The sequence below is a fragment of the Longimicrobium sp. genome (assembly GCA_036389135.1).
GTDB lineage: Bacteria > Gemmatimonadota > Gemmatimonadetes > Longimicrobiales > Longimicrobiaceae > Longimicrobium.
Genome location: DASVQP010000076.1, coordinates 76,492 through 99,331 on the forward strand (window position 1 = coordinate 76,492; position 22,840 = coordinate 99,331).

Annotated in this window: 22 protein-coding genes; 12 read left to right on the forward strand and 10 right to left on the reverse strand. The window is 71.2% G+C overall.

The features are described 5' to 3' along the window. Positions 1 to 242: 242 nt before the first annotated feature. Positions 243 to 1,157: a DMT family transporter gene (locus VF584_17875; GenBank protein ID HEX8212049.1), complete on the reverse strand. Its 915-nt coding sequence runs from the start codon at positions 1,155 to 1,157 to the stop codon at positions 243 to 245. 203 nt (positions 1,158 to 1,360) lie between these two features. Between VF584_17875 and VF584_17880 the strand changes: the two genes are divergently transcribed. Then, positions 1,361 to 1,756, forward strand: a complete 396-nt coding sequence (locus tag VF584_17880; GenBank protein HEX8212050.1) for a hypothetical protein — start codon at positions 1,361 to 1,363, stop codon at positions 1,754 to 1,756. A 281-nt stretch (positions 1,757 to 2,037) separates the two neighbouring features. On the opposite strand, the gene VF584_17885 is transcribed toward VF584_17880, so the two are convergent. The 6 genes from VF584_17885 to VF584_17910 all read right to left on the reverse strand — a co-directional run bounded on the left by VF584_17885 (position 2,038) and on the right by VF584_17910 (position 7,040). Then, on the reverse strand, positions 2,038 to 3,978 hold the full coding sequence (locus tag VF584_17885; protein ID HEX8212051.1) for a pyridoxal-dependent decarboxylase: 1,941 nt from the start codon (positions 3,976 to 3,978) through the stop codon (positions 2,038 to 2,040). 188 nt (positions 3,979 to 4,166) lie between these two features. Beyond that, positions 4,167 to 4,340 carry a hypothetical protein gene (locus VF584_17890; GenBank protein HEX8212052.1) on the reverse strand — a complete coding sequence of 58 codons (174 nt, stop codon included), beginning with the start codon at positions 4,338 to 4,340 and terminating at the stop codon, positions 4,167 to 4,169. 14 nt (positions 4,341 to 4,354) lie between these two features. Further along, the gene (locus VF584_17895) at positions 4,355 to 5,020 is read right to left on the reverse strand and encodes a PHP domain-containing protein (GenBank protein ID HEX8212053.1); all 666 of its coding nucleotides are present in this window, start codon (positions 5,018 to 5,020) and stop codon (positions 4,355 to 4,357) included. Further along, complete coding sequence (coaE, locus tag VF584_17900) at positions 5,013 to 5,618, reverse strand: dephospho-CoA kinase (protein ID HEX8212054.1); 606 nt, start codon at positions 5,616 to 5,618, stop codon at positions 5,013 to 5,015. The genes VF584_17895 and coaE overlap by 8 nt, the downstream gene beginning before the upstream one ends. A gap of 5 nt (positions 5,619 to 5,623) precedes the next feature. Further along, complete coding sequence (locus VF584_17905) at positions 5,624 to 6,013, reverse strand: hypothetical protein (GenBank protein HEX8212055.1); 390 nt, start codon at positions 6,011 to 6,013, stop codon at positions 5,624 to 5,626. Positions 6,014 to 6,065: 52 nt separating this feature from the next. Beyond that, entirely contained in the window at positions 6,066 to 7,040 is a 975-nt protein-coding gene (locus tag VF584_17910) for an MBL fold metallo-hydrolase (GenBank protein ID HEX8212056.1), read from the reverse strand. 320 nt (positions 7,041 to 7,360) lie between these two features. On the opposite strand from VF584_17910, the gene mfd reads away from it, so the two are divergent. The 11 genes from mfd (at position 7,361) to VF584_17965 (ending at position 20,836) form a co-directional block, all read left to right on the forward strand. Beyond that, positions 7,361 to 10,708, forward strand: a complete 3,348-nt coding sequence (gene mfd / locus VF584_17915) for a transcription-repair coupling factor (GenBank protein HEX8212057.1) — start codon at positions 7,361 to 7,363, stop codon at positions 10,706 to 10,708. Between the two features lie 175 nt (positions 10,709 to 10,883). After that, positions 10,884 to 12,452, forward strand: a complete 1,569-nt coding sequence (locus VF584_17920) for a peptidylprolyl isomerase (protein ID HEX8212058.1) — start codon at positions 10,884 to 10,886, stop codon at positions 12,450 to 12,452. A 136-nt stretch (positions 12,453 to 12,588) separates the two neighbouring features. Continuing rightward, positions 12,589 to 13,905, forward strand: coding sequence for a peptidylprolyl isomerase (locus VF584_17925; protein HEX8212059.1), 1,317 nt, complete (start codon positions 12,589 to 12,591; stop codon positions 13,903 to 13,905). A 4-nt stretch (positions 13,906 to 13,909) separates the two neighbouring features. Beyond that, a complete protein-coding gene (locus tag VF584_17930) occupies positions 13,910 to 14,200 on the forward strand; it encodes a S4 domain-containing protein (protein ID HEX8212060.1) in 291 nt (96 codons plus the stop codon). 136 nt (positions 14,201 to 14,336) lie between these two features. Next, complete coding sequence (gene pdxA / locus VF584_17935) at positions 14,337 to 15,260, forward strand: 4-hydroxythreonine-4-phosphate dehydrogenase PdxA (protein ID HEX8212061.1); 924 nt, start codon at positions 14,337 to 14,339, stop codon at positions 15,258 to 15,260. 69 nt (positions 15,261 to 15,329) lie between these two features. Beyond that, positions 15,330 to 16,028 carry a cell division ATP-binding protein FtsE gene (gene ftsE, locus VF584_17940; protein HEX8212062.1) on the forward strand — a complete coding sequence of 233 codons (699 nt, stop codon included), beginning with the start codon at positions 15,330 to 15,332 and terminating at the stop codon, positions 16,026 to 16,028. Between the two features lie 5 nt (positions 16,029 to 16,033). Beyond that, positions 16,034 to 16,891: a permease-like cell division protein FtsX gene (locus VF584_17945; protein HEX8212063.1), complete on the forward strand. Its 858-nt coding sequence runs from the start codon at positions 16,034 to 16,036 to the stop codon at positions 16,889 to 16,891. A 2-nt stretch (positions 16,892 to 16,893) separates the two neighbouring features. Next, positions 16,894 to 18,165: a peptidoglycan DD-metalloendopeptidase family protein gene (locus tag VF584_17950; protein HEX8212064.1), complete on the forward strand. Its 1,272-nt coding sequence runs from the start codon at positions 16,894 to 16,896 to the stop codon at positions 18,163 to 18,165. Then, positions 18,165 to 19,316 carry a hypothetical protein gene (locus VF584_17955; GenBank protein ID HEX8212065.1) on the forward strand — a complete coding sequence of 384 codons (1,152 nt, stop codon included), beginning with the start codon at positions 18,165 to 18,167 and terminating at the stop codon, positions 19,314 to 19,316. The genes VF584_17950 and VF584_17955 overlap by 1 nt, the downstream gene beginning before the upstream one ends. 297 nt (positions 19,317 to 19,613) lie before the next feature. Further along, positions 19,614 to 20,108 carry a cyclic pyranopterin monophosphate synthase MoaC gene (moaC, locus tag VF584_17960; GenBank protein ID HEX8212066.1) on the forward strand — a complete coding sequence of 165 codons (495 nt, stop codon included), beginning with the start codon at positions 19,614 to 19,616 and terminating at the stop codon, positions 20,106 to 20,108. 53 nt (positions 20,109 to 20,161) lie between these two features. After that, positions 20,162 to 20,836, forward strand: coding sequence for a transglycosylase SLT domain-containing protein (locus VF584_17965; protein ID HEX8212067.1), 675 nt, complete (start codon positions 20,162 to 20,164; stop codon positions 20,834 to 20,836). A gap of 139 nt (positions 20,837 to 20,975) precedes the next feature. On the opposite strand, the gene erpA is transcribed toward VF584_17965, so the two are convergent. The 3 genes from erpA to VF584_17980 form a co-directional block, all read right to left on the reverse strand. Next, positions 20,976 to 21,353 (reverse strand): iron-sulfur cluster insertion protein ErpA, encoded by a 378-nt coding sequence (erpA, locus tag VF584_17970; GenBank protein ID HEX8212068.1) that lies wholly within the window; start codon positions 21,351 to 21,353, stop codon positions 20,976 to 20,978. Positions 21,354 to 21,485: 132 nt separating this feature from the next. Beyond that, positions 21,486 to 22,022 carry an HAD family hydrolase gene (locus VF584_17975; GenBank protein HEX8212069.1) on the reverse strand — a complete coding sequence of 179 codons (537 nt, stop codon included), beginning with the start codon at positions 22,020 to 22,022 and terminating at the stop codon, positions 21,486 to 21,488. After that, complete coding sequence (locus tag VF584_17980; protein HEX8212070.1) at positions 22,019 to 22,807, reverse strand: enoyl-ACP reductase; 789 nt, start codon at positions 22,805 to 22,807, stop codon at positions 22,019 to 22,021. Before VF584_17980 ends, VF584_17975 begins: the two co-directional genes overlap by 4 nt. Between the last annotated feature and the right edge of the window lie 33 nt (positions 22,808 to 22,840).

Here is a 22,840-nt window from a genome sequence, read left to right on the forward strand (position 1 = left end):
TTGTGTCATCCTGAGAGAGCCGCGTCCTCGACATCTGCGGTGCGCGCCTGGCTCCTTGCGGCGAACGAAGTATCTAGCCGGCGAGGCAAGAGGCCCGCGTGATCCGCCGGTCCCTCGCCAGGCATAGTAGATCCTTCGCTCCGCGCCACAGGACGGCGCGCGGGAGAGCACGGAGAAGCGCGTCGCTCAGGATGACGAATTGGGAGTATACTCGCGGTCCACGCGCACTCACGCACTTCCGCTCATTCCTCCACCAGCTCCGCCGAATCCTGAACCGCGCCGCGGGCGCGGGCGAGGCGGCCGGCCCAGACGGTGACCGAGACGCCCGCGAAGATCAGGAGCGCGGCGGGAAGAAGGCGGGCGGAGGGGCGCTCGTGGAGGAGCCAGGTCGCCAGCACGGCGGTGAGGATCGGCTGGATGTAGACGAAGACGCTCACCACGCTGCTCTCCACCCGGGTGAGCGCGTAGACGTTCAGGTAGTAGGCGCCCACCGTGGGTCCGACCACGATCCAGGCCAGCGCCGTCCAGGTGACCGCTGTGGCGCGCCCCGCTTCGGCCAGCAGGGGGGCGGCGCCCCACGGCATCATTCCCGGAACGCCGAAGACGAAGACCCAGGTGATGACCGTCAGCGGGTGATAGCGCTGCACCAGCCCGCGCGAGATCACCAGGTACACGGAGAAGCAGGCGACGTTGAGCAGCGCCAGCAGGTTGCCGAGCGCGGCGCCGGTGTTCCCGCCCATCCCCACCAGGTAGAGCGCCCCCGATGCCGCCAGCCCGATCCCCAGCCACTTGGCGGGCGTCGCGCTCTCCTTCCTAAGCAGGATGGCGATGAGCAGCGTCATCGCGGGGCCCGCGGCGGTGAAGGTCTGCGCGGCCGTGGCCGTGGTCAGGGTGAGCGCGGTGATGTAGAGGAGCTGGTTGGCGATGACCCCGAAGACGGAGTACAGCGCCAGCTCCAGGTAGTCGCGAAGGGAGCGGACGCGCTCCCCCACCAGCACGCGGTGGAGCACCAGGAAAAGCATCGCCGCAAAGGTCACGCGCAGCATCGCCAGCGCGGGGCTCGAAAGCTCGCGGAGCGCCACCTTCACCGCGATGGGGAGCGTGGAGAAGAGCACCTGCACCAGCACCAGCGATAAGTACACCTGCCGCGACTTCAAGACGGCACCCTCTCCGGCGAACGAAAAAAGAAAATCCGGCCCGGCCCCCGGCGGGGGGCGGGACCGGTCCAGGGGTGCGGGTACACCGGCGCGGCGGCGAGGTTCGCGCGGGGTGCGCCCTGTCAGCGCGCGGGGCGGGTGCGTATCTTGCGCGCGCCGCGGTCAGCCCGCGGACCACAACCCGACCCTACGCCGGAGGAGACATGCCGAGTCACGAACACGACCACCCGACCCACGAACACACCCCTCACGCCGAGGACGGGCTCGGGCTGCTGGTCGGTTTCCGCATCTTCGAGGACGAAGGGGAGCTGTACCTGGCCGAAGCCGAGATCAGCCCGTACGTGGACGATTCCAATTCGCTCGGCGTGACCATGGTCTTCCACCCGCTCACCGGGATCGATCCGACCACGGACGAGGGCGACGACGAGCGCGAAGCCTTCCCCTTCGACTTCGACGACGAGCTGACCCGCGACGAGACCGCCCCGCTGCGCGACCAGGCGCAGGCGATCCTCCGCCAGCTCAGCCAGATCCCCGAGGAGTCGCTGCGCGAGTACCTGCGCGTCGCCCGCGAGGAGCAGAAGATCGAGGAGGAGGAGTAGGCAGGCATCGCAGGCCCTCTCCCCGCTCGTTCCTGCTGCCCCTCCCCCAAACTTCTGGGGGAGGGGCGTTTGCGTGCATCCGCGCGGAGTGGTGATGACGGCGCGGGGGAGAGCACGGGCAGCCACGCGGGGCTGCCCCTACCAGTTGTCGCCGTGGTTCGATCGCGTCGGACCCGCGCAGATATCGGCAAACGGGCGAAGTGCACCCTTTCCCCCGCTTGCGGGGGAAAGGGGGAACCCGCGTGCCTCGACGGTGGCCGAGGCACGCAGACCTCTCCCCCTCACAGCACCGCCTCCAGCACCCCCCGCAGCGTCTTCGCGAACCCGCCCACGAAGTCCATCTTCCCGCGCCGCGAGGCGAGGAACGGGTCCATCACGGTGCAGCGGATGACGCTGACGCCGCCCGCGCGCTCGTAGTCTTCGCGCGAGAAGCCGAGTGCTTCGAGAATGGGGTCGGCGGCGTGGCCGTACTCCCGCGCGCGCAGCACGGTCTTGGTGACGAAGTAGTCGAGCTGCCGCGCGGAGCGCTCCTCGGACACGCTCATGGCGCCGTACACGCGCCCGGCGAAGTCGTTGGTCGCCTCCAGCGTGGTGAGCGATGGGTGGCCGATCGCGAAGCAGACGATGTTCAGGTCCGGCAGGGGGAGCGGGAAGAGGGTAAACGGGCCCCAGTCGCCGCTCGACAGGCGGCGGTGCAGGAGGAGGGCCCCGCGCGCCGTCTCGCCGATCAGCCGGCCGTAGCCGCTGGAGTCGAGCGGGAGCACCTTGTGCGACATCCACACCCCCGCCGCCGCCGCGCCCGGCTTCGACCCCTCGAAGATGAAGCGCCCGATGTACCCCCACTCCGACGCGCCGCGGTGGAACAGGTACGGCGCCTCCACCGCCACCAGCTCGCGCACCCGCAGGTCGCGAAAGGAGACCGCGCCCGCCGGGTACGGGATAAAGCCCAGCTTGTGCGGGTCAATGGTGACGGTATCGGTGCGCTCCATTGCGCAGAGGCCACGGTACACTCCCTCTTCGGGCCACGCCTCGGGCGCATAGTCGGCGAGCGCGTCCTCGTAGGAGCGTCGCCGCCCGTCCGGCCCGCGTGTGATGGACGCCGCGTAGCCGCCCCACGCCGCGTCCGCGTGCAGGTGGAAGGCGACGCCGCGCTCCCGCGCCACCCGGTCGCGCACGTCGGCGATCAGGTCCAGGCGGTCCACCGCGCTCTCCTCCGTCGTCCCGATCACGGAGACGCAGGCGATGATGGGCTGCTTGCGGTCCGCCAGGGCGTGCACCGTCGCCTCCAGCGCGGCGGGGTCCATGCGAAAGCGCCGGTCCACCGGGACGTGGATGAGCTGCCGCCCGCCGATCCCCAGCGCGCGGCAGATCTTCTCCCACGAGTAGTGCGCGGTGGAGGGGACCAGCACCGCCCCGTCCTGCAGCGCGTCGCCGAACTGCTGCGACAGGCGCCGCCCGAACTCCTGGTAGCCGAGCCCGGCCAGCGAGTGCTGCGCCAGCGCCTCCACCGCCGCCGCGTCATCCCCGAGCCGCGCGCGGAAGGCGTCGGCCAGGTCCATGGCGTCCTCGGGCGCGACGTTGAGGAGACCCCACAGGTCCATGTCGTCCAGCGACGCGCGTCCACCCGCGGGAGTGCCCACCGACAGCCCGCCGACCCCCGCCTCCTCCGCCGCCCAGCGCACCGCCATGGGAAGGTACTTCACGTTGCGCGCGACCCAGAGCGCCTCGAAATTCGCGACGGTGCCGCCCGAGGTGAGGTGCCCCCACTGCTTGGCGGGATCGTAGCCGATCATGCGCGCGAGCTGGTCCGCCACCTCCAGCTCCATCCGCGTGGTGACGGGCGACGCCTCGGCGGCCACGTTGTTCGGGTTGTACAGCATGGTGGCGAAGTAGCCGATCAGGCTCGCCATCGTCAGGTCGCTGGACATGTGCCCGATGTAGCGCGGGCTGAAGAAGGGCACCCCCGCCTTGAGCTCGCCCAGCAGCCCCATCAGCTCGGTGGAGAGCGTCGAAAGCGAAGCCTGGTACTCGGGCGCTAGCCTGTCCATCTCCCGCACCTGGAAGCCGTCCTCCGGGTGGAAGTTGCGCCTCCAGAAGACGTGGTCGCGGAACGCCTCCAGCAGCAGCCGCTCGAAGATGTCCGCGTTCTCGCCCTTGGGCCCTAAAAAGATGGACGCGAGGTCCACGGGGGCCTCGCGCCGATAGTTGTTGTGATCGTTCATTTCTTCGACTCTCGTTCATCCCGCCGCGGCGAGCCCGCGCGGGCCGCACGATCTAGCCCCCCCGTGCTTCCAACGCAACCCCAACCGCGCCTCACACAGAGCCACAGAGAGAACGGCGAGAACAGAAAAGGAGTTCCTTTGCGGCTTGCGGTTCCCCTCTGTGCCCTCTGTGTGAGGCTGTTTTCTTTTCACCCGCCGGTGCGCGGACCGTTCGGGCCGGTGACGTCGGACTTGGCGCTGTCTGCCTGGACGGCGGCGGGGGTGGGCCGGTCCTGTCCGGCGGACGCGGGGGCACCGTCGGCGCCGGGCTCGTGGTGACCGCAGGCAGAGCACAGCAGAAGGGCGGCGATCAGAAGTCGCATGGTCTCGCTCCGGTTCAGTCGGGAAGGATCAGCTTGCGCACCTTTGCATACGCCGAGCCCAGCACCACGAGCTGCGACGAGGTCCCCCGCGCCGCCACCCGCCCCGCGTCCAGCGCGCGGAGCAATCCGTCGCGCGTGGGCTCGAACGGGGGCACCTCCACGAAGGCGGCACCGATCTCGGCCAGCGTGTGCGCGTCCGAGCCCGCGCCGAGGCGCTTTCCCGCCGCGCGCGCCCACGATTCGCCCCTTTCGTTCAGCTCGGGGCGAAAGGTACGCGCGTTGTGCGCCTCCACCACGTCCACCAGCTCCGCGATCTCGTCCAGCAGCTTCCCCGCCCCGCTGCGGCGCGTGTCGAAGGGGTGCGGAACGTACACGACGCCGCCCTGGCCCCGGATCGCCTCGCACGTCTCGCGCAGCGGCGTTCCACGGGGGATCGCGTCGGTGAGGAAGATGCCGATGATGTCCGGCCCCTCTCGCGTCTTCACCTCCTCGCCCACTAGCACGCGCCCGGGCGCCAGGTCGCGCAGGCGGAGGGCGCCCTCGATGCGGTTGTGGTCGGCGATGACCACGCGGTCGATCCCCCGCTCGTCCATCGCGGCGAGGATCCCCTCCAGCGGGTTCAGCGAGTCCGGCGAGTGGCGGGTGTGGACGTGCATGTCCACGCGCAGCAGCTCAGCCACGCGCGCGCCGCGCCAGCTCGGTCCACACCTCGCGCGAGCGGCGGTCCAGCTCCATCAGCGTCCCCGCGTTGGAAATCACGAAGTCGGCGCGCGCGCGCTTCAACTCGGACGGCATCTGCGCGGCGATCATGCGGCGCGCCTCCTCCGGGTCCATCCCGCGGTCGCCCACCAGCCGCGCCAGGCGCACCTCCTCCGGGGCGTCCACCAGCACCACCGCGTCGAAGTCGTCCACCAGCCCCGCTTCGAAGAGGAGGGGGATGTCCGCCACCACCACGCGCTCCCCCCGCTCCTCCGCGGCGCGGTACGCCTCCTCGCGTAGCTCGGCGACGGCGGGGTGCACGATGGCCTCCAGCCGCTCGCGCGCGCTCGGGTCGGCGAAGACGATGCGGCGCAGCGCGGCGCGGTCCAGCCCGCCCCCGGCCTCCACCACCTCGTCGCCCCACTCCTCCGCGATGCGGGCCAGCGCCGGCGTCCCCGGCTCCACCGCCTGGCGCGAAAGGACGTCGGCGTCCACCACGGTGGCGTCGAGCGAGCGCCAGATGCGCGCCACCGTGGACTTGCCCGCGGCGATGTTCCCGGTGAGCCCCACCTTCAGCATCGCGCTCACCGGCGCACCGCCGGCTTGCGAAGCTGCGGCTCGGAAACGATGTCGTCCGGCGTGTTGGGGAGGCGGTCCCTTCCCGCGGAGCCCACGAAGTACGCCTTGCGGGTGACGCGCAGGTAGAAGGGCGTTCCCCACGGGTCCTGCGCCGCATCTTTTTTGAAGTTGCGCCGCGCCACGAACTCCGCGAAGCCGGCCGGGTCGGGGATGTTGCGCCCCAAAGTCTCCTCCTCGTGCAGGATGCCCGCGATCTCGTTGACGCGGTTGCGCGCGGACCATTCGTAGAACGGGTTCAGCGCCGGCTGCACGTGGGGCATGGCCCGCGCGCGAAGCTGCGGCACGAGCACAACGGCGCCGATCAGGAGAAGGAGGAAACCGAGCAGCTTGGACATCGAATGGCTCCGGACGGGAAGTCGTGGCGCGCGCGACGGCGCGGGCCGGGTGCTACGAGGGGCGGGAGAAGATCTCCGCCCCGTCCGGCGACGGGTGTACGACGGCGCGTCCCGCGGCGGCCAGCCGGTCCAGGTGGGCGCGCGTCTCGCGGAGCGCCAGCATCCGCGTGGAGGGGGCGAGATCGCGTCCCGGGTAGCGCCACTTCACCACCTCCCAGGTGCTCATCGGCCCTCCGTCCAGACACGCGTCCACCGCTTCGGTCTCGGCCTCGGCGGCGTCGCGCAGCTCGCCGATCCGCTGCGGGCCCGTCGGCGCGCCGTGCCCCCCCAGGATCAGGACGGGCGCGAGCGCCTCCAGCCGCTCCAGTGCCGCCACGTAGTCACCCACCGGGTCCGCGCGCTGGCGGTTCACTCCCAGTGTGGGGGTGATGCGGGGGAGGACGGCGTCGCCCGCGATCAGCACCCCGTCCGCCGGGCGGTGGAGCGAGACGTGCCCCGCCGTGTGCCCCGGCGTCCACACCCACCGCCACCCCGGCGCGCCGGGCAGGTCGCCGTCCTCGCCGCGAAGGAGCACGTCGGCCGCGACGGGCGGGGCGAGCGCCTCGGAGCCGGAGATGGCGGCCTCCACGGCGCGCACCATCTCGGCGGGAGCCCCGGCGCGGCGCAGGAGGCTGGCGCGGTACGCGGCCTCGTCCTCCGGGTGGGCGGCGGCGAAGGCCATCCGCTCCGCGTCCAGCGCCCCCATCGCCACCGGCGCGGGCGCCGCCTGGAGCGCGCGGGCGGCGAGCCCCACGTGATCCCGGTGCATGTGCGTGATGAGGTGCAGGCATACGCCGTTCCACCCCCCCGCCGCCTCCCTCACGCCGCCCTCCAGCGCCTCCCACGCCTCGTCCGTCCCGATTCCGCCATCCACGAGCATCCACCTGTCCGCCTGTAGGCGCACCAGGTACGCGTGCACCTGGAACGGCACGAACGAAAGCGGCGTCGTGATGCGCCAGACATCCGGCGCTGCGGGGTGTGCGGGCAAGTACGCCTGGCGCGCGGGTGGAGATCATGGGTCGAGGGTGTGTCTTCAAATATGGGTCCGAGTGCCGCAGTGGCAAGCCGCACGTTCGCCGCGCCACGAACGGCAGGTCTCACGCGGAGACGCGAACGCGCGGGGAGAGGCACAGGTGGCCGGGGAGCCGCTGCTCCCCCAGCGCGGCGCGTCACCATCGGCGATTTCGTTCGTTCCTGCATATCGCTTCCTGTCCCCCGGTTGACTTGCAGCGCCCCGAGGGGCTAAAATCCAGGGTTGTCCCGAAAAACCCCAGTGCCGCCCCTGGAGCAGACCCGACCCACCGTGCTGTGCCGCACCCGCTGCTGATCGATTCGTTCCGGTCCGTCCCCGCCTTCCAGGCGCTGGCGGCTAGCCTGCCGCGGGCAGGGGGGAGCGCGCTTGCCTCGGGGCTCGCCGGCTCCGCCCCGCTGGTGCTGGTGTCCGCGCTTCACCGCGCCCGTCCCGAGCGGATCTGGACGCTGGTGGCCCCCGGGCCCGAAGCCGCCGAGCAGGCCACCGCCGACCTGGAAGCGCTCCTGGGCGAGGGCGCCGTCTTCCTGTACCCGCAACGCGAGTCGCTGCCGTACGAGGAGGGCGAGCCGCACCTGGAGATCGGCGGCACGCGCGTGGAGGCGCTGGAGGCGCTCCTCTCCGGTCGCGCCTCGCTCCTGGTCACCACGCCGCGCGCGCTGCAGGAGCTGGCTCCCGCCGTGGAAGGGTTGGACGACCTGCGGCTGGAGATCCGCACCGGCGAGGACGTGCTCCTCCCCGAGCTGGCGGCGCGGCTGGAGGGGATGGGCTTCGAGCGGGTCCCTACGGTGGAGGCGGTGGGGCAGTTCGCGCTGCGCGGCGGCATCGTGGACGTCTTCGGCTTCGGCGCGCCCGAGCCGGCCCGCATCGAGTTCTTTGGCGACACCGTCGAGTCGATCCGCTTCTTCGACATCCTGACGCAGCTCTCCGTGCGCGCCGTGGACGAGCTGCAGCTCCTTCCCGTGGACCTGCGCGCGCAGGCCAGCGTGGGAGCGCGCTCCGCACGCGCCACCGAGGGGAGCGAGCGCAAGTCGCTGCTGGAGTACCTGCCGCAGGACGCGGTGGTGGTGCACCTGGCAGGCGGCGGCACGCGAGGCGAGCTGGACCGCACCTGGCAGGAGGTCCGCCGCCTCCACGCCGCCGAGGCGCAGCGCGGCAACCGCCCGGAGTTGCCGGAGACGCTCTTCCTTCCGTCCGAGGAGGCGGCGCGCAGGCTGGAAGGGTTCGCCCAGCTCTTCATCGAGGACACGGGCACCCTCCCCACCCAGACCACGGCCCGCTTCCGCGCCCTGCCGCCGGAGGCCATCGACCGCGACATGGGCCGCCTGGGCGACGTGCTGCGCGGGGCCGCGGCGCGCGGCGAGCAGACGCTGATCCTGTGCGACAACCAGGGGCAGCTGGAGCGCCTGCAGGAGCTGCTGGACGAGCTGCGCATCGCGCGGCACGTGGAGCTGGGGATCGGCTCCATCGGCGGCGGCTTCGTGCTGGCGGACGCGGAGCCACCGCTGCGGCTGCTGACCGACCACGAGATCTTTCGCCGCTCGCGCCGCGTGCGCAGGCGCAGGAGGTTCCGCGGCGGGGCGGCGCTGGAGAGCATCGCGGCGCTCAAGCCGGGGGACTACGTCGTCCACATGGACCATGGCGTGGGGCAGTTCCGGCGGATGGAGCTGGTGCGCGTGGGCGAGGAGCAGTTCGAGACGCTGGTGATCGAGTACGCGGGGGGCGAGCTCCTGCGCGTGCCCGTGCACCGGGTGGACCTGATCGAGCGGTGGGTGAGCGATCCGGACGAGAACGCGCCCGCGCCCAAGGTGCACCGCATCGGCGGCAAGGACTGGAGCCGGCAGAAGCAGCGGACGAAGAAGGCCATCGAGGAGATGACCTCGGAGCTGCTGGAGCTGTACGCCGCCCGCGCCGCGGAGAAGGGGTACGCGTTCTCCGCCGACACCCGCTGGCAGCGCGAGATGGAGAGCGCCTTCCTCTTTGAGGACACGCCCGACCAGCGCCAGGCCACCGAGGACGTCAAAAAGGACATGGAGTCGCCCCGCCCCATGGACCGCCTGATCTGCGGCGACGTGGGCTACGGCAAAACGGAGATCGCCATCCGGGCCGCGTTCAAGTCGGTGCAGGACGGCAAGCAGGTGGCGGTGCTGGTGCCGACGACGATCCTCGCCGAGCAGCACATGCACACGTTCAGCGAGCGGCTGGCCGACTTCCCGGTGCGCATCGAGGCGCTCTCGCGTTTCCGCACGACGAAGGAGCAGACGGAGGTGCTCAAGCGCCTGCAGGCAGGCGAGGTGGACATCCTGATCGGAACGCACCGCCTCCTGTCGCACGACGTGCACTTCAAGGACCTGGGCCTCATCGTCGTGGACGAGGAGCAGCGCTTCGGGGTGAAGCACAAGGAGCTCCTCAAGCAGCTCCGCCGCACGGTGGACGTGCTGACGCTGACGGCCACGCCCATCCCGCGCACCCTGCACTTCTCCATGCTTGGGCTACGCGACATGACGCTGATCCAGACGCCGCCCCGCGACCGGCAGCCGGTGATCACCCACGTGCTCCCGTGGGCGGACGCGATCATCGAGGACGCCATGCGGCGCGAGCTGGACCGTGGCGGGCAGGTGTTCTTCGTCCACAACCGGGTGGAGACGATCGACACCGTCGCGCAGCGGGTGCAGCGGCTGATCCCGGAGGCACGCATCGCCATCGCGCACGGGCAGATGCGGGAGAAGGAGCTGGAGGCGGTGATGACCGCCTTCCTGGACGGCGAGCGCGACGTGCTGGTGGCCACCGCCATCATCGAGAGCGGGCTGGACGTGCCCCGCGCCAACACGCTGATCGTGAACCGCGCCGACCACTTCGGCCTTTCGCAGCTCTACCAGATTCGTGGACGCGTGGGCCGAAGCCACCACCGGGCGTTCTGCTACCTGCTGATCCCGGACGAGATCCAGGAAGACGCTGAGAAGCGGCTGCGCGTGCTGGAGCACTACACCGAGCTGGGGAGCGGCTACCGCATCGCGCTCAAGGACCTCGAACTGCGGGGCGCGGGTAACATCCTCGGCTCGCAGCAGAGCGGCTTCGTGCACGCGGTGGGGCTGGACACGTACATGCGGCTGCTGGACGACACCATCAAGCAGCTCAAGGGCGGCAAGGGCGAGAGCCGCGTGCAGCTCGCCGAGGTCTCGGTTGACGGCGCGGCGCTGATTCCCGACGACTACGTGACGGACGAGGCGCAGAAGCTCAACTTCTACCGCCGCCTGTCGCGCGTGGAGACGGTGCAGGCCGCGGAAGCCATCCGCGGCGAGCTGCGCGACCGCTTCGGCCCGCTGCGCGAAGAGGTGGAGACGCTGATCGCCACGGCGCAGCTCCGGCTGCTGGGCGGCGAGCTGGGGATCGAGCGGATCCTGGTGCGTCCGTGGGACGTGCGCATCAACTTCCGCCGCGGCAACGTGCCGCGCATGGCGTCGCTGCAGACGGCCTTCTCCGCGCACCAGCTCGCCGTGGAGATCCGCCGCCCGATGCCGCTCTCGATCGCCCTTACCCGCCACGGCACGGAGCCGATCCTCCCCACCCTGCTCGCCTCGCTGCGGGACCTGGTGGCGGAGGTCGCCAAGGCCGCCGCGGCGTAGAACGGAAGTGCTAAGTCCTAAGTGCTAAGTCCTGAACAGCACTTCGCACCTAGCACCTAGCACTTAGCACTCAGCACTTGGCACTTAGCACTTAGCACTTTTCTTCCCGCAGTCCCAGGGCGCCCCGGCCATCCGGCCCGCGCCGCAGTCCCCTCACCCGGTTTTGGAGATCGTGATGAAGTTTACCCGTTGGGCGTTCCCCGCCGCCGCCCTCGCGCTCGCAGGGTGCGGCTCGTTCGGCAAGGCCATGTCCTCCCACACCGACGTGGTGGCCCAGGCCGCCGGCAAAGAGCTCAAGGTCGAGGAGGCCGCGTCGCTGCTGGCCGCCAACCCGCAGATCCAGCCCACCGAGGAGCTCGTCGGCGAGCTGGCCAAGATGTGGGTGGAGTACACCCTCCTCGCCACCGCCGCCGCCGAGGACACCACCCTCGCCGTGCTCGACTTCGACAAGCTGATCGAGCCGACCCGCGAAGAGGTGATCCTCCAGCGCTTCGTGACCAGCAACGTCCGCGTGGACACCATGTTCACCGAGGCGCAGCTGGACGAGAAGTGGAACACCGAGGGCCCCGGCCCCCAGGTGCGCGCCCGCCACATCCTGCTCAAGGTGGCGGCCGACGCGGCCCCCGCCGCGCGGCAGGCGGTGCGCGCCCGCGCCGAGCAGCTGCAGGCGCAGGCCGCCGGCGGCGCCGACTTCGCCGCGCTCGCCCGCCAGCACTCCGAGGACACCTCCAAGGACCAGGGCGGCGACCTCGGCTTCTTTGGCCGCGGGCAGATGGTGCCCACCTTTGAGCAGGCGGCATTCGCGCTGCAGCCGGGGCAGGTGTCCAAGGTGGTGGAGAGCCCCTTCGGCTATCACGTCATCAAGGTGGAAGAGCGCAAGTCGCAGCCGCTTCCGGCCGAGCAGCGCCCGCAGTTCCGCCAGATGCTGGCGCGCCAGACGCAGGGCCAGGCCGTGCAGAAGTTCGTCGACTCGCTGACCGCCGCCGCCAAGGTCGAGGTGCAGACCGGCGCGGTGAAGCAGATCAAGGAGATGGCGACGATGGAGAAGCTGCCCCTCAAGGGCCGCGCCGCCAACCGCGCCCTCCTGGAGTACCGCGGCGGCGAGATCACCTCGGGCGAGGTGGCGACGGTGATGGAGCAGATCCCGTCCGCGCAGCGCAAGCAGGCCGCTTCGGCGCCGGACGAGCAGGTGGAAGGCTTCCTGAAGCAGCAGGCCACCCGCGAGATCCTCCTCGCCGAGGCCAAGCGCCGCAACTTCAACCTGTCGCGCGCGGCCAACGACTCCATCCGCACCGACGCGCGCGCGGCGATCCGCGGGCTGCTGCAGGGCACGGGGCTCGGCTCGCGCCGCATCCCCAAGGGCTCGGCCGGCAACGCGGCGATCGAGGAGCAGGTGCGCCAGCTCATCCAGGCCTTCCTCTCCGGGCAGGTGCAGCTCTCGCCGCTGGGCCGCCTGGGGCAGGCGCTGCGTGAATCGTACGGCTCCGAGGTCAACGAGGCCGCCTTCGCCCGCGTGGTGGAGCGGATGAAGGCGATCCGCGCCACGCAGCCGCAGCTCCCGCAGGGTCCGCAGGGGATGCCGCAGCAGGGGATGCCGCCCCAGGGGATGCCGCCTCAGGGCCAGCCGCAGCAGGGCCAGCCGCAGCAGGGCCAGCCGCAGGCCCCGCAGCAGCAGGGCGAGCCGGGCGAGCAGGTTCCGCAGGGTGCTCCGCAGGGCGGACAGCCGGCGCCGGCGCAGCCGTAGCAGGTGGGGGGCGCCGCGGGGGAACCCCTGCGGCGCTCCGGCATACAAGAGGGCCGGCCCGGGCGGTGCATCCGCCCGGGCCGGTCGCTTCCGGGTGGCAGGGGCCGCCCGACTCCCGCAGTCCCAAGACCAGCTCATGCGCAACCGAATCGCGGCGCTCGCCGCCATCGCCACCCTCTTCGCCGGCTCGCCGCTCGTGGCCCAGACCGTCCCCGCCGCCCAGCCGGGCGAGGAGCTGGTGGACCGGGTGGTGGCCGTAGTGGGCGACACCACGCTCCTCTTCTCGGACGTCCAGCAGGGGCTGGAAGCGTACCGTGAGTCTGGGCGCGAGATCCCCGCCGACCCGGCGCAGCGCGCCGCGCTCATCCGGCAGATCGTGGATCAGCGCGTCAGCGACCTGATCCTGCTGGAGGCCGCGCGCGCTTCCGGGCTGACGGTCAACGAGCTGGAAGTGAACGAGGCGGTGGAGCGGCAGCTCACCCAGGTCAAGCAGCGCTTCAACGGCTCCGAGGCGGAGCTGTCGCGCGCGCTGCAGGCCTCCGGCCGTACGCTGGAGGAGTACCGGCGCGACCTGACGCGGCAGATCTCCGACCGCACGATGATCGACCGGTACGCGCGCCAGGAGATCGCCAAGCGCCCCCGCCCCACCATCGCCGACGCGGACGCCCGCGAGTTCTTTGAGGGCGTGCGCGCGTCGGTGGGCACGCGGCCCGCGAACGTCTCCTTCGAGCAGGCGCTGGTGAAGCCGCTCCCCTCCGACTCGGCCAAGGCGCGCGCGCGCCGCACCGCCGAGGAAGTGCTGGCGGAGCTCGGAAAGGGCGGCGACTTCGAGGTGCTGGCGCGCCGCTACTCGGCCGACGCGTCCAAGGAGCAGGGCGGCAGCCTGGGATGGTTCCGCGAGGGGCAGATGGTGCGTCCCTTCGAGGTGGCGGCCTTCTCGCTGCGCCCCGGCCAGACGTCGGGGATCGTGGAGACGGAGTTCGGCTTCCACATCATCCGCCTGGACCGCATCCGCGGGCCGGAGCGGCAGGCGCGCCACATCCTGATCCGCCCGGAGATCACCCCGGAGGACATCGCCGCCGCCCGCACCCGCGCCGACTCCATCGCGACGGCGGTACGCGGAGGGGCTTCGCTGAGCACCTTTGCCGCGGCCACCAACACGCCGGCGGACCAGCGCGTGAACCGCAACATCCCGGTGGCGCAGCTTCCGCCCGCGTACGCCGCCCCGCTGGCCACCGCCGAGGCAAATACCCTGGTGGGGCCGTTCGAGGTGGCGAGCGCGCAGGGCGCTCCCTCCTTCGCCATCGTCCGCGTCACGGAGCGCCAGGCCGAGGGGCAGTACGAGTACGCCGACGTGGTGGACCGCGTAAAGGAGCGCATGGCGGAGCAGCGTCTGGAGGAGCAGCTCCTGGCCGAGCTGCGCCGCACCACGCACGTCGTCATCAACCTCTGAGGCGATGGCGGACGAAGCGCTCCGTGTAGACGTCCTCCTTCACCGGCTCTGCCTTACGAAGAGCCGCAGCGAGGCGAAGACGGCGTGCGAGGCGGGCGCCGTGTCGCTGGACGGCCGCAACGCGCGCCCCAGCGACACCGTGCTCCCGGGCCGGCGGATCACCATCCGCTATCCGCGCCGCACGCTGCAGGTGGAGCTTGTGGCCCTCCCCGGCAAGAGCGTCTCCAAGGCCGCCGCCCGCGACCTCTACAAGGTCCTGAGCGACGAGCGCACCAAGGACGAGCTCGCATTCTGAAAAGCAATCTCACACAGAGCCGCAGAGGGAACGGACAAGGGCACAGAGGACCCGCACGGGGTCCTTTGCTGTTCTTGCTGTTCCCTCTGTGTCTCTGTGTGAGGCGCGGTTGCCCAACCCGAACGCACGAAGACGCATGATGAAACGCCCCCGTATCGCCGTGACGCTGGGAGATCCGCGCGGGATCGGGCCGGAGGTGGTCGCGGCGGCGCTCGCGGACCCGGAGGCCGCCGCGGCGGCGGAGTACGTGCGCGTGGGGCCGGAGCACCTGCTGAGCGGGGCGGAAGACGTCGCGGTCGGGCGGTGGGCGGTGGAAGATGGCGTCGCGGCGGCGGGGCGGATCGCGGGGGAGGCGATCAGGCGGGCCACGGAGATGGCGTTGGCGGGGGAAGTGGACGCCGTGGTCACCGCGCCCATCGACAAGTCCGCCTTCCACGCCGGCGGGTGGCGCTACCCGGGGCACACCGAGATGCTGCGCGACCTCGCCGGCGTCTCCGAAGTGGCGATGATGATGGCGGCGGAGCGGACGGCGCTCGGCGGGCCGTTGCGCGTGGTCCTCGCCACCACGCACCTGGCGTTGCGCGACGTCCCCGCCGCGCTCTCCGCAGGGCTGCTGGTGCGGCAGGCGGAGCTCACGCACCGCGCCCTGCGCGACCACTGGGGCATCGCGGAGCCGCGCGTGGCCCTGTGCGCCATCAATCCGCACGCGTCGGATGGCGGGCTCTTTGGGGACGAGGAGGAGCGGATCGTTGAGCCGGCGCTCAGGATGCTGGCGGAGCGCGGCGTGAAGGCGTTCGGACCGGTTCCGGCCGACACGGTGTTCACCCGCGCCGTCCGCGGCGAGTTCGACGCGGTGATCGCGCCGTACCACGACGTGGGGATGGCGGCGTTCAAGACGGCGGCGTTCGGCAGCGGGGTCAACGTCACCCTGGGCCTTCCCTTCCCCCGCACCTCGCCGGACCACGGCACGGCGCTGGACATCGCGGGAAGGGGAATCGCCGACGGGTCGTCCATGCGCGAGGCCGTGCTGCTGGCCGTTCGCATGTGCCAAACCGTTTGACAGCGGCGCAAAACCCGGCTAAGTTGGACCCACACCGACAGTTCCCTCCAGCAGTGCCCCGGTCCTCCCGTGATCAGGCTTTCATCCGTATCCAAGGAGTACGCGCGCTCTGGCGCCGCGCTCCGGGACGTGTCGTTCCACGTCCGCAAGGGAGAGCTCGTCTTCCTCACCGGCCACTCCGGCGCGGGGAAGAGCACCGTCATGCGCCTCATCCAGATGGCCGAGATGCCGTCGAGTGGCGAGGTGCGCGTCTCCGGCTTCTCGTCCAAGCTCATCCGCCAGCGCGACATCCCCATGCTGCGCCGCAAGATGGGCGTCGTCTTCCAGGACTTCCGACTCCTGCGCGACCGCACCGCCGAGGAGAACGTCGCCTTCGCGCTTGAGGTCACCGGAAAGAAGCGCAGCGCGATCGCGCCGCTCGCCCACCGCGTGCTCACGCAGGTGGGGCTGGCGCACAAGGCGCGCGCGTATCCGGACGAGCTCTCCGGCGGCGAGCGCCAGCGCGTGGCCATCGCGCGCGCCCTGGTGAACGAGCCCCTGCTTCTCCTCGCCGACGAGCCGACCGGGAACCTGGACGAGTGGGCGGCCAAGGGCGTCTTCGAGATCTTCCGCGAGATCAACTCGATGGGGATGACCGTCCTGATGGCCACCCATGACCTGGACCTGGTGCGCGCCCACCCGCAGTACCGGGTGATCGAGCTCAGCCAGGGCGCCGTCGTCTACGACAGCGCCCCCACCCCCGCGGCACGCGAACCCCAGCAGGCCTGAACCCCATGTCGTACGCGCTACGCGAGGCGCTCGCCGCCTTCCGCCGCACGCCGCTGCTGACGATGCTGTCGGTGGTGGCGATCGCCTTTTCGCTCTTCATCGTCGGGCTTTTCGGCCTCACCGCCTTCAACATCTCGCAGGCCGTGCGCGAGGTGGAGAACAAGGTGGAGGTGGTGGGCTACCTCCGCGACGATGCCACCGCCCTCCAGCTGCAGGGAGCGCAGGACGAGCTGCGCCGCCTCCCCGAAGTCCAGGAGCTGCGCTACGTCACCAAGACGGAGGCGCTGGCCACCGCGATGGAGGAGATGAAGGAGTTCCGCGACGTCTTCACCGACCTGGAGAGCAACCCGCTCCCCGCGTCGCTGGAGGTGCGGCTGCGCCCCGGCCAGAGCTCGCCCCAGGCGGTGTCCCGCGTGGCGAAGCGGCTGCAGGCGTACGCCTTCGTGGAAGAGGTGGACTTCGGCGACGGATGGGTGGAGAAGATCTACACCATCCGCCGCCTCTTCGGCGCGGCGGCCACGGCCATTGGCGGGGCGTTCGCGCTGGTGGCGGGGATCATCATCGCCACCGCCATCCGCATCGCGGTCTTCGCGCGGCGCGAAGAGATCTCCATCATGCGCCTGGTGGGCGCCACTGACGGCTTCGTGCAGCGCCCGTTCGTGCTGGAGGGGATCATCACCGGGCTGCTGGGCGGCATCGCGGCCGCGGCGCTCACCTGGGTCGCCTTCGCGGCGCTGAACCGCTACCTCTTCGCCCTCAAGTGGCTCCCCTCGGAGTGGATCGTAGGAGTGGTGGTGGCGGGGACGGTGTTCGGCTTCCTGAGCAGCATCGTGGCGGTGCGCCGCCACCTGGAGGCGGTCTGACGGTGCGCCCCGCCCGCGCCGCTGCCGCGCTCCTGCTGGCCGTCGCCCTCCCCCTCGCCGCGATCGCGCAGCAGCGCGCCCCGCAGCAGGAGATCTCGGAGAGCCAGCGCCGCCTCCAGGAGATCCGCCGCGAGCGCCAGGAGTTGCGCGGCGAGCTGCAGCGCATACGCGGGCAGGTGCACGACGTCAACGCGGAGCTCAACATCATCCGCCGCCAGGCCACCGTCTCGGCCAGCCTCGTTGGCGAGCTGAACCTGCAGCTCAACGAGACGCAGAAGAAGATCGACGCCACCACCGCCGAGCTGACCACCACGCAGATGCGGCTGGCGGAGAAGAAGTCGCTCCTCAACCGCCGCCTGCGCGACCTGTACAAGCGCGGCCCGCTGCACGCGGCGGAGGTCCTCCTCTCGTCGCGCTCGTTCGCGGACCTCCTCAACCGCTACAAGTACCTGCACCTCGTGGCCCAGCGCGACCGGGGGCTGGTGCAGGAGGTGGAGGAGCTTTCGCGCCAGCTCACCCTGCGCGAGCAGGAGCTGCGGCGCAGCTACTCTGACATCCAGTACCTGCAGAACGAGCGCAGCGACGAGCACCAGCAGCTCCGCAGCCTGCAGGGCGAGCGGGGCGAGACGCTCAACGTCCTCCAGAAGCACGAGCGCTCCACCACCGCCCAGCTCGCCGAGCTGGCGCGTGACGAGCGCCGGCTGACCGGCCTCATCGCCACGCTGGAGGCCCGCCGCCGCGAGGCCGAGCGCCGCGAGCGCGACCGGGTGGCCGCCGCGGCCGCCGCGCGCACCCGCGCCGCCGCCGCGGGCCGACCGGCTCCCCCCGCCGCGGCGCCGGTGCGCGCCCCCGCGTCCACCATGACCACGGCGGACGTCGGCAACCTCGCGTGGCCGGTGGGGGGGCGCCTGGTCTACCGCTTCGGACGCGTGACGCAGCCCAACGGCACCGCGATTCGCTACAACGGCGTGGGGATCGGCGCGGCGCCGGGCTCGCCGGTGCGCGCGGTGGAGGGCGGCACCGTGGAGATGGCCGCGCCCTTTGAGGGCTACGGCCCGACGGTCGTCGTGAGCCACGGCGGCGGATACTACTCGCTCTACCTGTACCTGAAGCAGGTGCAAGTGCAGCAGGGCGCCACCATCGCCAGGGGCCAGGTGGTGGGCACCGTGGGCGGCGAGCACACGCCGGAGGGGGCGCACATCGAGTTCCAGATCCGCGCGCCGGGTGGGCAGGCGGTGGATCCGCTCACCTGGCTGCGGGGGCAGGCGCGCTGATGGCGCTCACACCCGTATACGGCCACGAGGACGTGCGCGGCGTGCTCGTGGCGGCCGTGCGCGCCGGGACGCTGGCTCAGTCGCTCCTCTTCCACGGCCCCTCCGGCGTCGGAAAGCAGCGTGTGGGGCTCTGGCTGGCGCAGCAGATCATGTGCGAGGCGCCGGCGCCGGACGGACTGGCGTGCGGGCGATGCCAGAGCTGCCGGATGGTGCCGCGGCTGGAGCACCCGGACGTGCACTGGTTCTTCCCTCTCCCCCGCCCCGACGCAGCTACGCCGGAGAAGCTGCGCGAGAAGCTGGAGGAGTCGCGTGGGGTGGAGCTGGCCTCCCGCCGCGCGGACCCGTTCCACGTCCCCGCGTACGACCGCGCCCCGGCGTACTTCATGGGGACGATCCAGAACCTGCAGCGCTTCGCCAGCGTGCGCCCGGCGATGGGGTCGCGCAAGGTGTTCGTGGTGGGCGACGCGGAGGCGATGGTGCCGCAGGAGTCGTCGCCGGAAGCAGCCAACGCCTTCCTGAAGCTGCTGGAGGAGCCCCCGGCGGACACCACGCTGATCCTGACCTCCTCCAACCCCGGCGCGCTCCTCCCCACCATCCGCTCGCGCGTCCTGCCGGTGCGCCTGGTGCCGCTCCCCGCGGAGATGGTGGCGGACTTCCTGGAGCGCGAGAAGGGGATGCCTCGCGCGGATGCGGAGCGCGTGGCGGGGATCTCGGCGGGGGCGATCGGCAAGGCGCTCCGGCTCCTCCCCGGGGCGGGCGGCGCCGGTGTCCTCCAGCGCCAGCGCGAGGCGGGACGGTCGCTGCTCCAGGCCGCCACCTCCACCTCGGCCGCGGACCGCCTGGCGGCGGCCAACGCCGTCGCCCCCGCCGGCGCGCGCGGCGAGTTCACGGGCACCCTGGAGGCGCTCTCTCTCTGGCTCCGCGACCTGATGGCCGTCGCCGCCGGTGCCCCCGACGCCCTCGCCTACACGGACGACGCCGCGCTCCTCAACGGCATCGTCACCCGTGGCCGCGTGGAGGCGGAGGGCGTGGCCTCGGCGTTGATGCGCGTGCAGGAGGCCCGCGACCTGGCCTCCGGCAACGTCAACCCGCAGCTCATCGTCGCCGATCTGCTGCGGGGGATTCGGGCGGATCTGCTGCGGGCGGGGTGAGGGGGCGCCGAACCAGGGCACCAAACGCCTGTGCCGCATCACCGGGGGATGAATCCCCCGGCTGGAACGACGGGAAGCCCACTGAAGTGGGCTCGAGAGACGCGAGATTGGACCCGGAGTCCGCGCAGGCGGACTTTGTGCTGTTGTCGCAGCGAGTTCACTCGCCAGGGGGGCCCGAGCAAATTCGAGCACAGGACACTTGCGCGGCGCCCCGGTCCTCATCGGACGGGGCGCCGCGTGTCGTTGGGACGCAGGGGAGAGGCACCGGTGCCACACCAGCAAGATCAGGAGAATGCGATGAGCGGCGAGAGCGGATTCACACACCTGGACGAGCAGGGGCGGCCCCGCATGGTGGACGTAGGGGACAAGAAGGTGACGCGGCGGACGGCGGTGGCCGAGGGGTGCATCCGCATGGCGCCCGCGACGTTGGAGGCGGTGGTGGAGGGACGCGCGGCCAAGGGCGCCGTCCTCACCGTCGCGGAGATCGCGGGGATCATGGGGGCGAAGCGCACCGCGGACCTGATCCCCCTCTGCCACCCCCTCCCACTCACCTCCGTGGGGGTGGTGCTGGAGGTGGACCACGCGCTCCCCGGACTGCGCGCGACGGCGACCACGCGCACCGAGGGCAAGACCGGCGTGGAGATGGAAGCGCTCACAGCGGTAAGCTGCGCGCTTCTCACCGTTTACGATATGTGTAAAGGAATGGACCGGGGAATGGCCATCGTGGAGGTACGTTTGCTGCACAAAGAAGGGGGGCAGAGCGGGGTCTGGACGGCGGCGGCCGGGGCTTAGCCCTGGCACGGCGCTTCCCCGCACGCTGAGAACCAGAACCCCCGGAGGCTGGCATGCAGTCTCTCCTGTTGAGGCTTCAGAACGACATCGAGTCCCGGAAGCAGCCCCGCCTGGAGCTGTTCCCGGTGTTGCGCAGTGCAGTCTTAGGTGGGCTGGTGGTGATCGCCGCGTTCGTGATGGGCGCGCGCACCGCCAGCAGCAGCGACGCAACCGGCTCCGTCATCCGCGCGATGGTGGACCCGGCGCCCGCCGGCATCAAGGACCTGCAGACGGCGGAACTGGAGAAGCTCCGGCGCACGGTCAACTATTCGGCCCGCTACGCGATTCCGGCCGACATGGCGGCGCGCATCGAGGAGATCGCGCGCTCGGAGGACATCGAGCCGGACCTGGCGTTCGGCCTGGTGCGCGCCGAGAGCGAGTTCAACCACCGCGCGAAGAGCAGCGTGGGCGCCGTGGGCCTCACGCAATTGATGCCGTCCACCGCGAAGTATTTCCGGGTGAACGGCACCACGCGGCACAACCTGTACGACCGCGACACCAACCTGCGCATCGGCTTCCGCTACCTGAGGACGCTAATCGTCAGGTACGACGGCAACGTGAACCTGGCACTCCTCGCCTACAACCGCGGCCCCGAGCGGGTGGACCAGATCCTTCGCAACGGCGGCAACCCGAACAACGGCTACGTCGAGATGGTCCGCCGCAAGAAGCCCGGCCGCCACAACCCGTAGCGGCGCCCCACGATGCAAGAACGCCCGGCCTTCGCGAGGAGGCCGGGCGTTCTTGCGTGTGGACCGTAATCGGTGCAGTTCTCCCCCTCACCCGCCCTGCGCCCCCGCAGGCGGGGGAGGGGGCGGGGGGTGGGGGCCCTCACACCGTGAACGAGCTGCCGCAGCCGCAGCCGCCGCTGGCGTTCGGGTTGTTGAAGGTGAAGCCGGAGCCCTGGAAGGTGGAGACGAAGTCGATCTCCACGCCAGCCAGGTACTGGAGGCTGAACGGGTCCACGAAGAGCCGCACCCCGTTCGACTCCAGGACCATGTCGTCCTCGCCCGCTTCGTCCTCGATGTTGAGGCCGTACTGGAATCCCGAGCACCCGCCCGGAAGCACGCCCACGCGGAGCCCAGCGGACTCGGTGGCACCCTGCTCCTCCATGTAGCGGCGAACCTCGGTGACCGCCGTCGGGGTCACCGTGACGGGGCTGGTGGCGGTCTCTGTAACTACGTTCGCGGTCGCGTTATCGGTCTGCATCGCTGCCCCCGCAGTGTATGGTGTGTCGCGGGCTGAACGACTCCCGCCGCATCGGTCACTTGTTACCCTTTTGCGCGTCGCAGGTTTCGGTCCGCGGCGCCGAAAGGGGTTGGGACCAAGATAATCAGACCGTCAACCCCGCGACAGCGCCAGTATCCGCTCCACCGCTTCCACAAGCGACTCCACGATCTGGACGTGCGGGGGCGTCTCCGCATCCGTCTCGGGGCCACGGACGAGGATGGCCGTGCCGCCGAACCGCTCCGCCGGGGCCACGTCGCGCAAGCGGTCGCCGACGAAGAAGGCGCCCGCCAGCTCAAGGCCGTGCTCGCGCGCGGCGCGCAGGAACATCCCCGCGCCGGGCTTGCGCAGCGCCTCGGGGTCTGGGTCGCCGGGGGCGTGCGGGGCGTGGTACTCGCCGTCCAGCCGCGCGCCGGCGCCGGTCAGGAGCTCCACCAGCCGCGCGTGCACGGCGCGGTACTGCGCTTCGGTGAAGTATCCCCGCCCGATTCCGGACTGGTTGGTCACCAGGAAGACGGGGTGCCCCGCCCCGTTCAGCCGCGCCACCGCCTCCGCGGCGCCGGGGAGGATCTCCACACCGGCGGGGTCCGACAGGTAGTGGCGGTCGGCGATCAGCGTGCCGTCGCGGTCCAGGAAGACCGGTGGCTTCAACCCGCGGTGATGTTGAAGCCGGCGTCCACGTACATCGTCTCGCCCGTCATCCCAGAGGAGAGGTGCGAGGCCAGGAAGAGGGCGGCGTTCCCCACCTCGTCCGGCTCCACCGTGCGCTTCAGCGGCGAGCGCTCGGCGGTGATCCGCATCAGGTCGCGGAAGTGGGCCACGCCGCGCGCCGCCAGCGTGTTGATGGCGCCGGCCGAGACGGCGTTGATGCGGATGCCGCGCTGCCCCAGGTCGATCGCCAGGTAGCGCACGCACGCCTCCAGCGCCGCCTTCGCCACGCCCATGACGTTGTACCCTGGCACCGCCTTCTGCGACCCGTAGTAGGTCATGGTGACGATGCTCCCGCCCTCCGGCATCATCGCCGAGGCCGCGCGCGAGAGGGCGACCAGCGAGTAGGCGGAGATCTCGTGCGCCGCGAGGAAGTCGTCGCGCTGCGTCTCGATGAACGGGTTCGCCATCGCGGCCTTGGGGGCGAAGGCGACGGAGTGCAGGAGGAAGTCGAGCTGCCCCCACCGCTCCTTGAGCGTGCCGAAGACGGCGGCCACCTGCGCCTCGTCGCGCACGTCCAGGTCCATCAGCGGGACGTCGCCCAGCTCGGACACCGTGCGGGTGACGCGGTCGCGCATGATCTCGCCCTGGTAGGTGAAGGCCAGCTCCATCCCCGCCCCCGCCAGCGCGCGCGCGCACCCCCAGGCGATGGAGTTCTGGTTGGCGACCCCGATGATCAGCCCCTTCTTCCCTGCGAGCAGCCCCGAGAGGGGCGACGATTCGGTCATGGCGATGTTCCCGTTGGGGAGATGAGAGACGGC

Excerpts from the sequence above, each read along its gene's own strand:
- VF584_17880 (HEX8212050.1), top strand. The coding sequence starts at position 1,361 with ATGCCGAGTCACGAACACGACCACCCGACCCACGAACACACCCCTCAC.
- VF584_17885 (HEX8212051.1), bottom strand. The coding sequence starts at position 3,978 with ATGAACGATCACAACAACTATCGGCGCGAGGCCCCCGTGGACCTCGCG.
- VF584_17890 (HEX8212052.1), bottom strand. The coding sequence starts at position 4,340 with ATGCGACTTCTGATCGCCGCCCTTCTGCTGTGCTCTGCCTGCGGTCAC.
- coaE (HEX8212054.1), bottom strand. The coding sequence starts at position 5,618 with ATGCTGAAGGTGGGGCTCACCGGGAACATCGCCGCGGGCAAGTCCACG.
- VF584_17905 (HEX8212055.1), bottom strand. The coding sequence starts at position 6,013 with ATGTCCAAGCTGCTCGGTTTCCTCCTTCTCCTGATCGGCGCCGTTGTG.
- VF584_17920 (HEX8212058.1), top strand. The coding sequence starts at position 10,884 with ATGAAGTTTACCCGTTGGGCGTTCCCCGCCGCCGCCCTCGCGCTCGCA.
- VF584_17925 (HEX8212059.1), top strand. The coding sequence starts at position 12,589 with ATGCGCAACCGAATCGCGGCGCTCGCCGCCATCGCCACCCTCTTCGCC.
- VF584_17930 (HEX8212060.1), top strand. The coding sequence starts at position 13,910 with ATGGCGGACGAAGCGCTCCGTGTAGACGTCCTCCTTCACCGGCTCTGC.
- pdxA (HEX8212061.1), top strand. The coding sequence starts at position 14,337 with ATGATGAAACGCCCCCGTATCGCCGTGACGCTGGGAGATCCGCGCGGG.
- VF584_17945 (HEX8212063.1), top strand. The coding sequence starts at position 16,034 with ATGTCGTACGCGCTACGCGAGGCGCTCGCCGCCTTCCGCCGCACGCCG.
- VF584_17955 (HEX8212065.1), top strand. The coding sequence starts at position 18,165 with ATGGCGCTCACACCCGTATACGGCCACGAGGACGTGCGCGGCGTGCTC.
- moaC (HEX8212066.1), top strand. The coding sequence starts at position 19,614 with ATGAGCGGCGAGAGCGGATTCACACACCTGGACGAGCAGGGGCGGCCC.
- VF584_17965 (HEX8212067.1), top strand. The coding sequence starts at position 20,162 with ATGCAGTCTCTCCTGTTGAGGCTTCAGAACGACATCGAGTCCCGGAAG.
- erpA (HEX8212068.1), bottom strand. The coding sequence starts at position 21,353 with ATGCAGACCGATAACGCGACCGCGAACGTAGTTACAGAGACCGCCACC.
- VF584_17980 (HEX8212070.1), bottom strand. The coding sequence starts at position 22,807 with ATGACCGAATCGTCGCCCCTCTCGGGGCTGCTCGCAGGGAAGAAGGGG.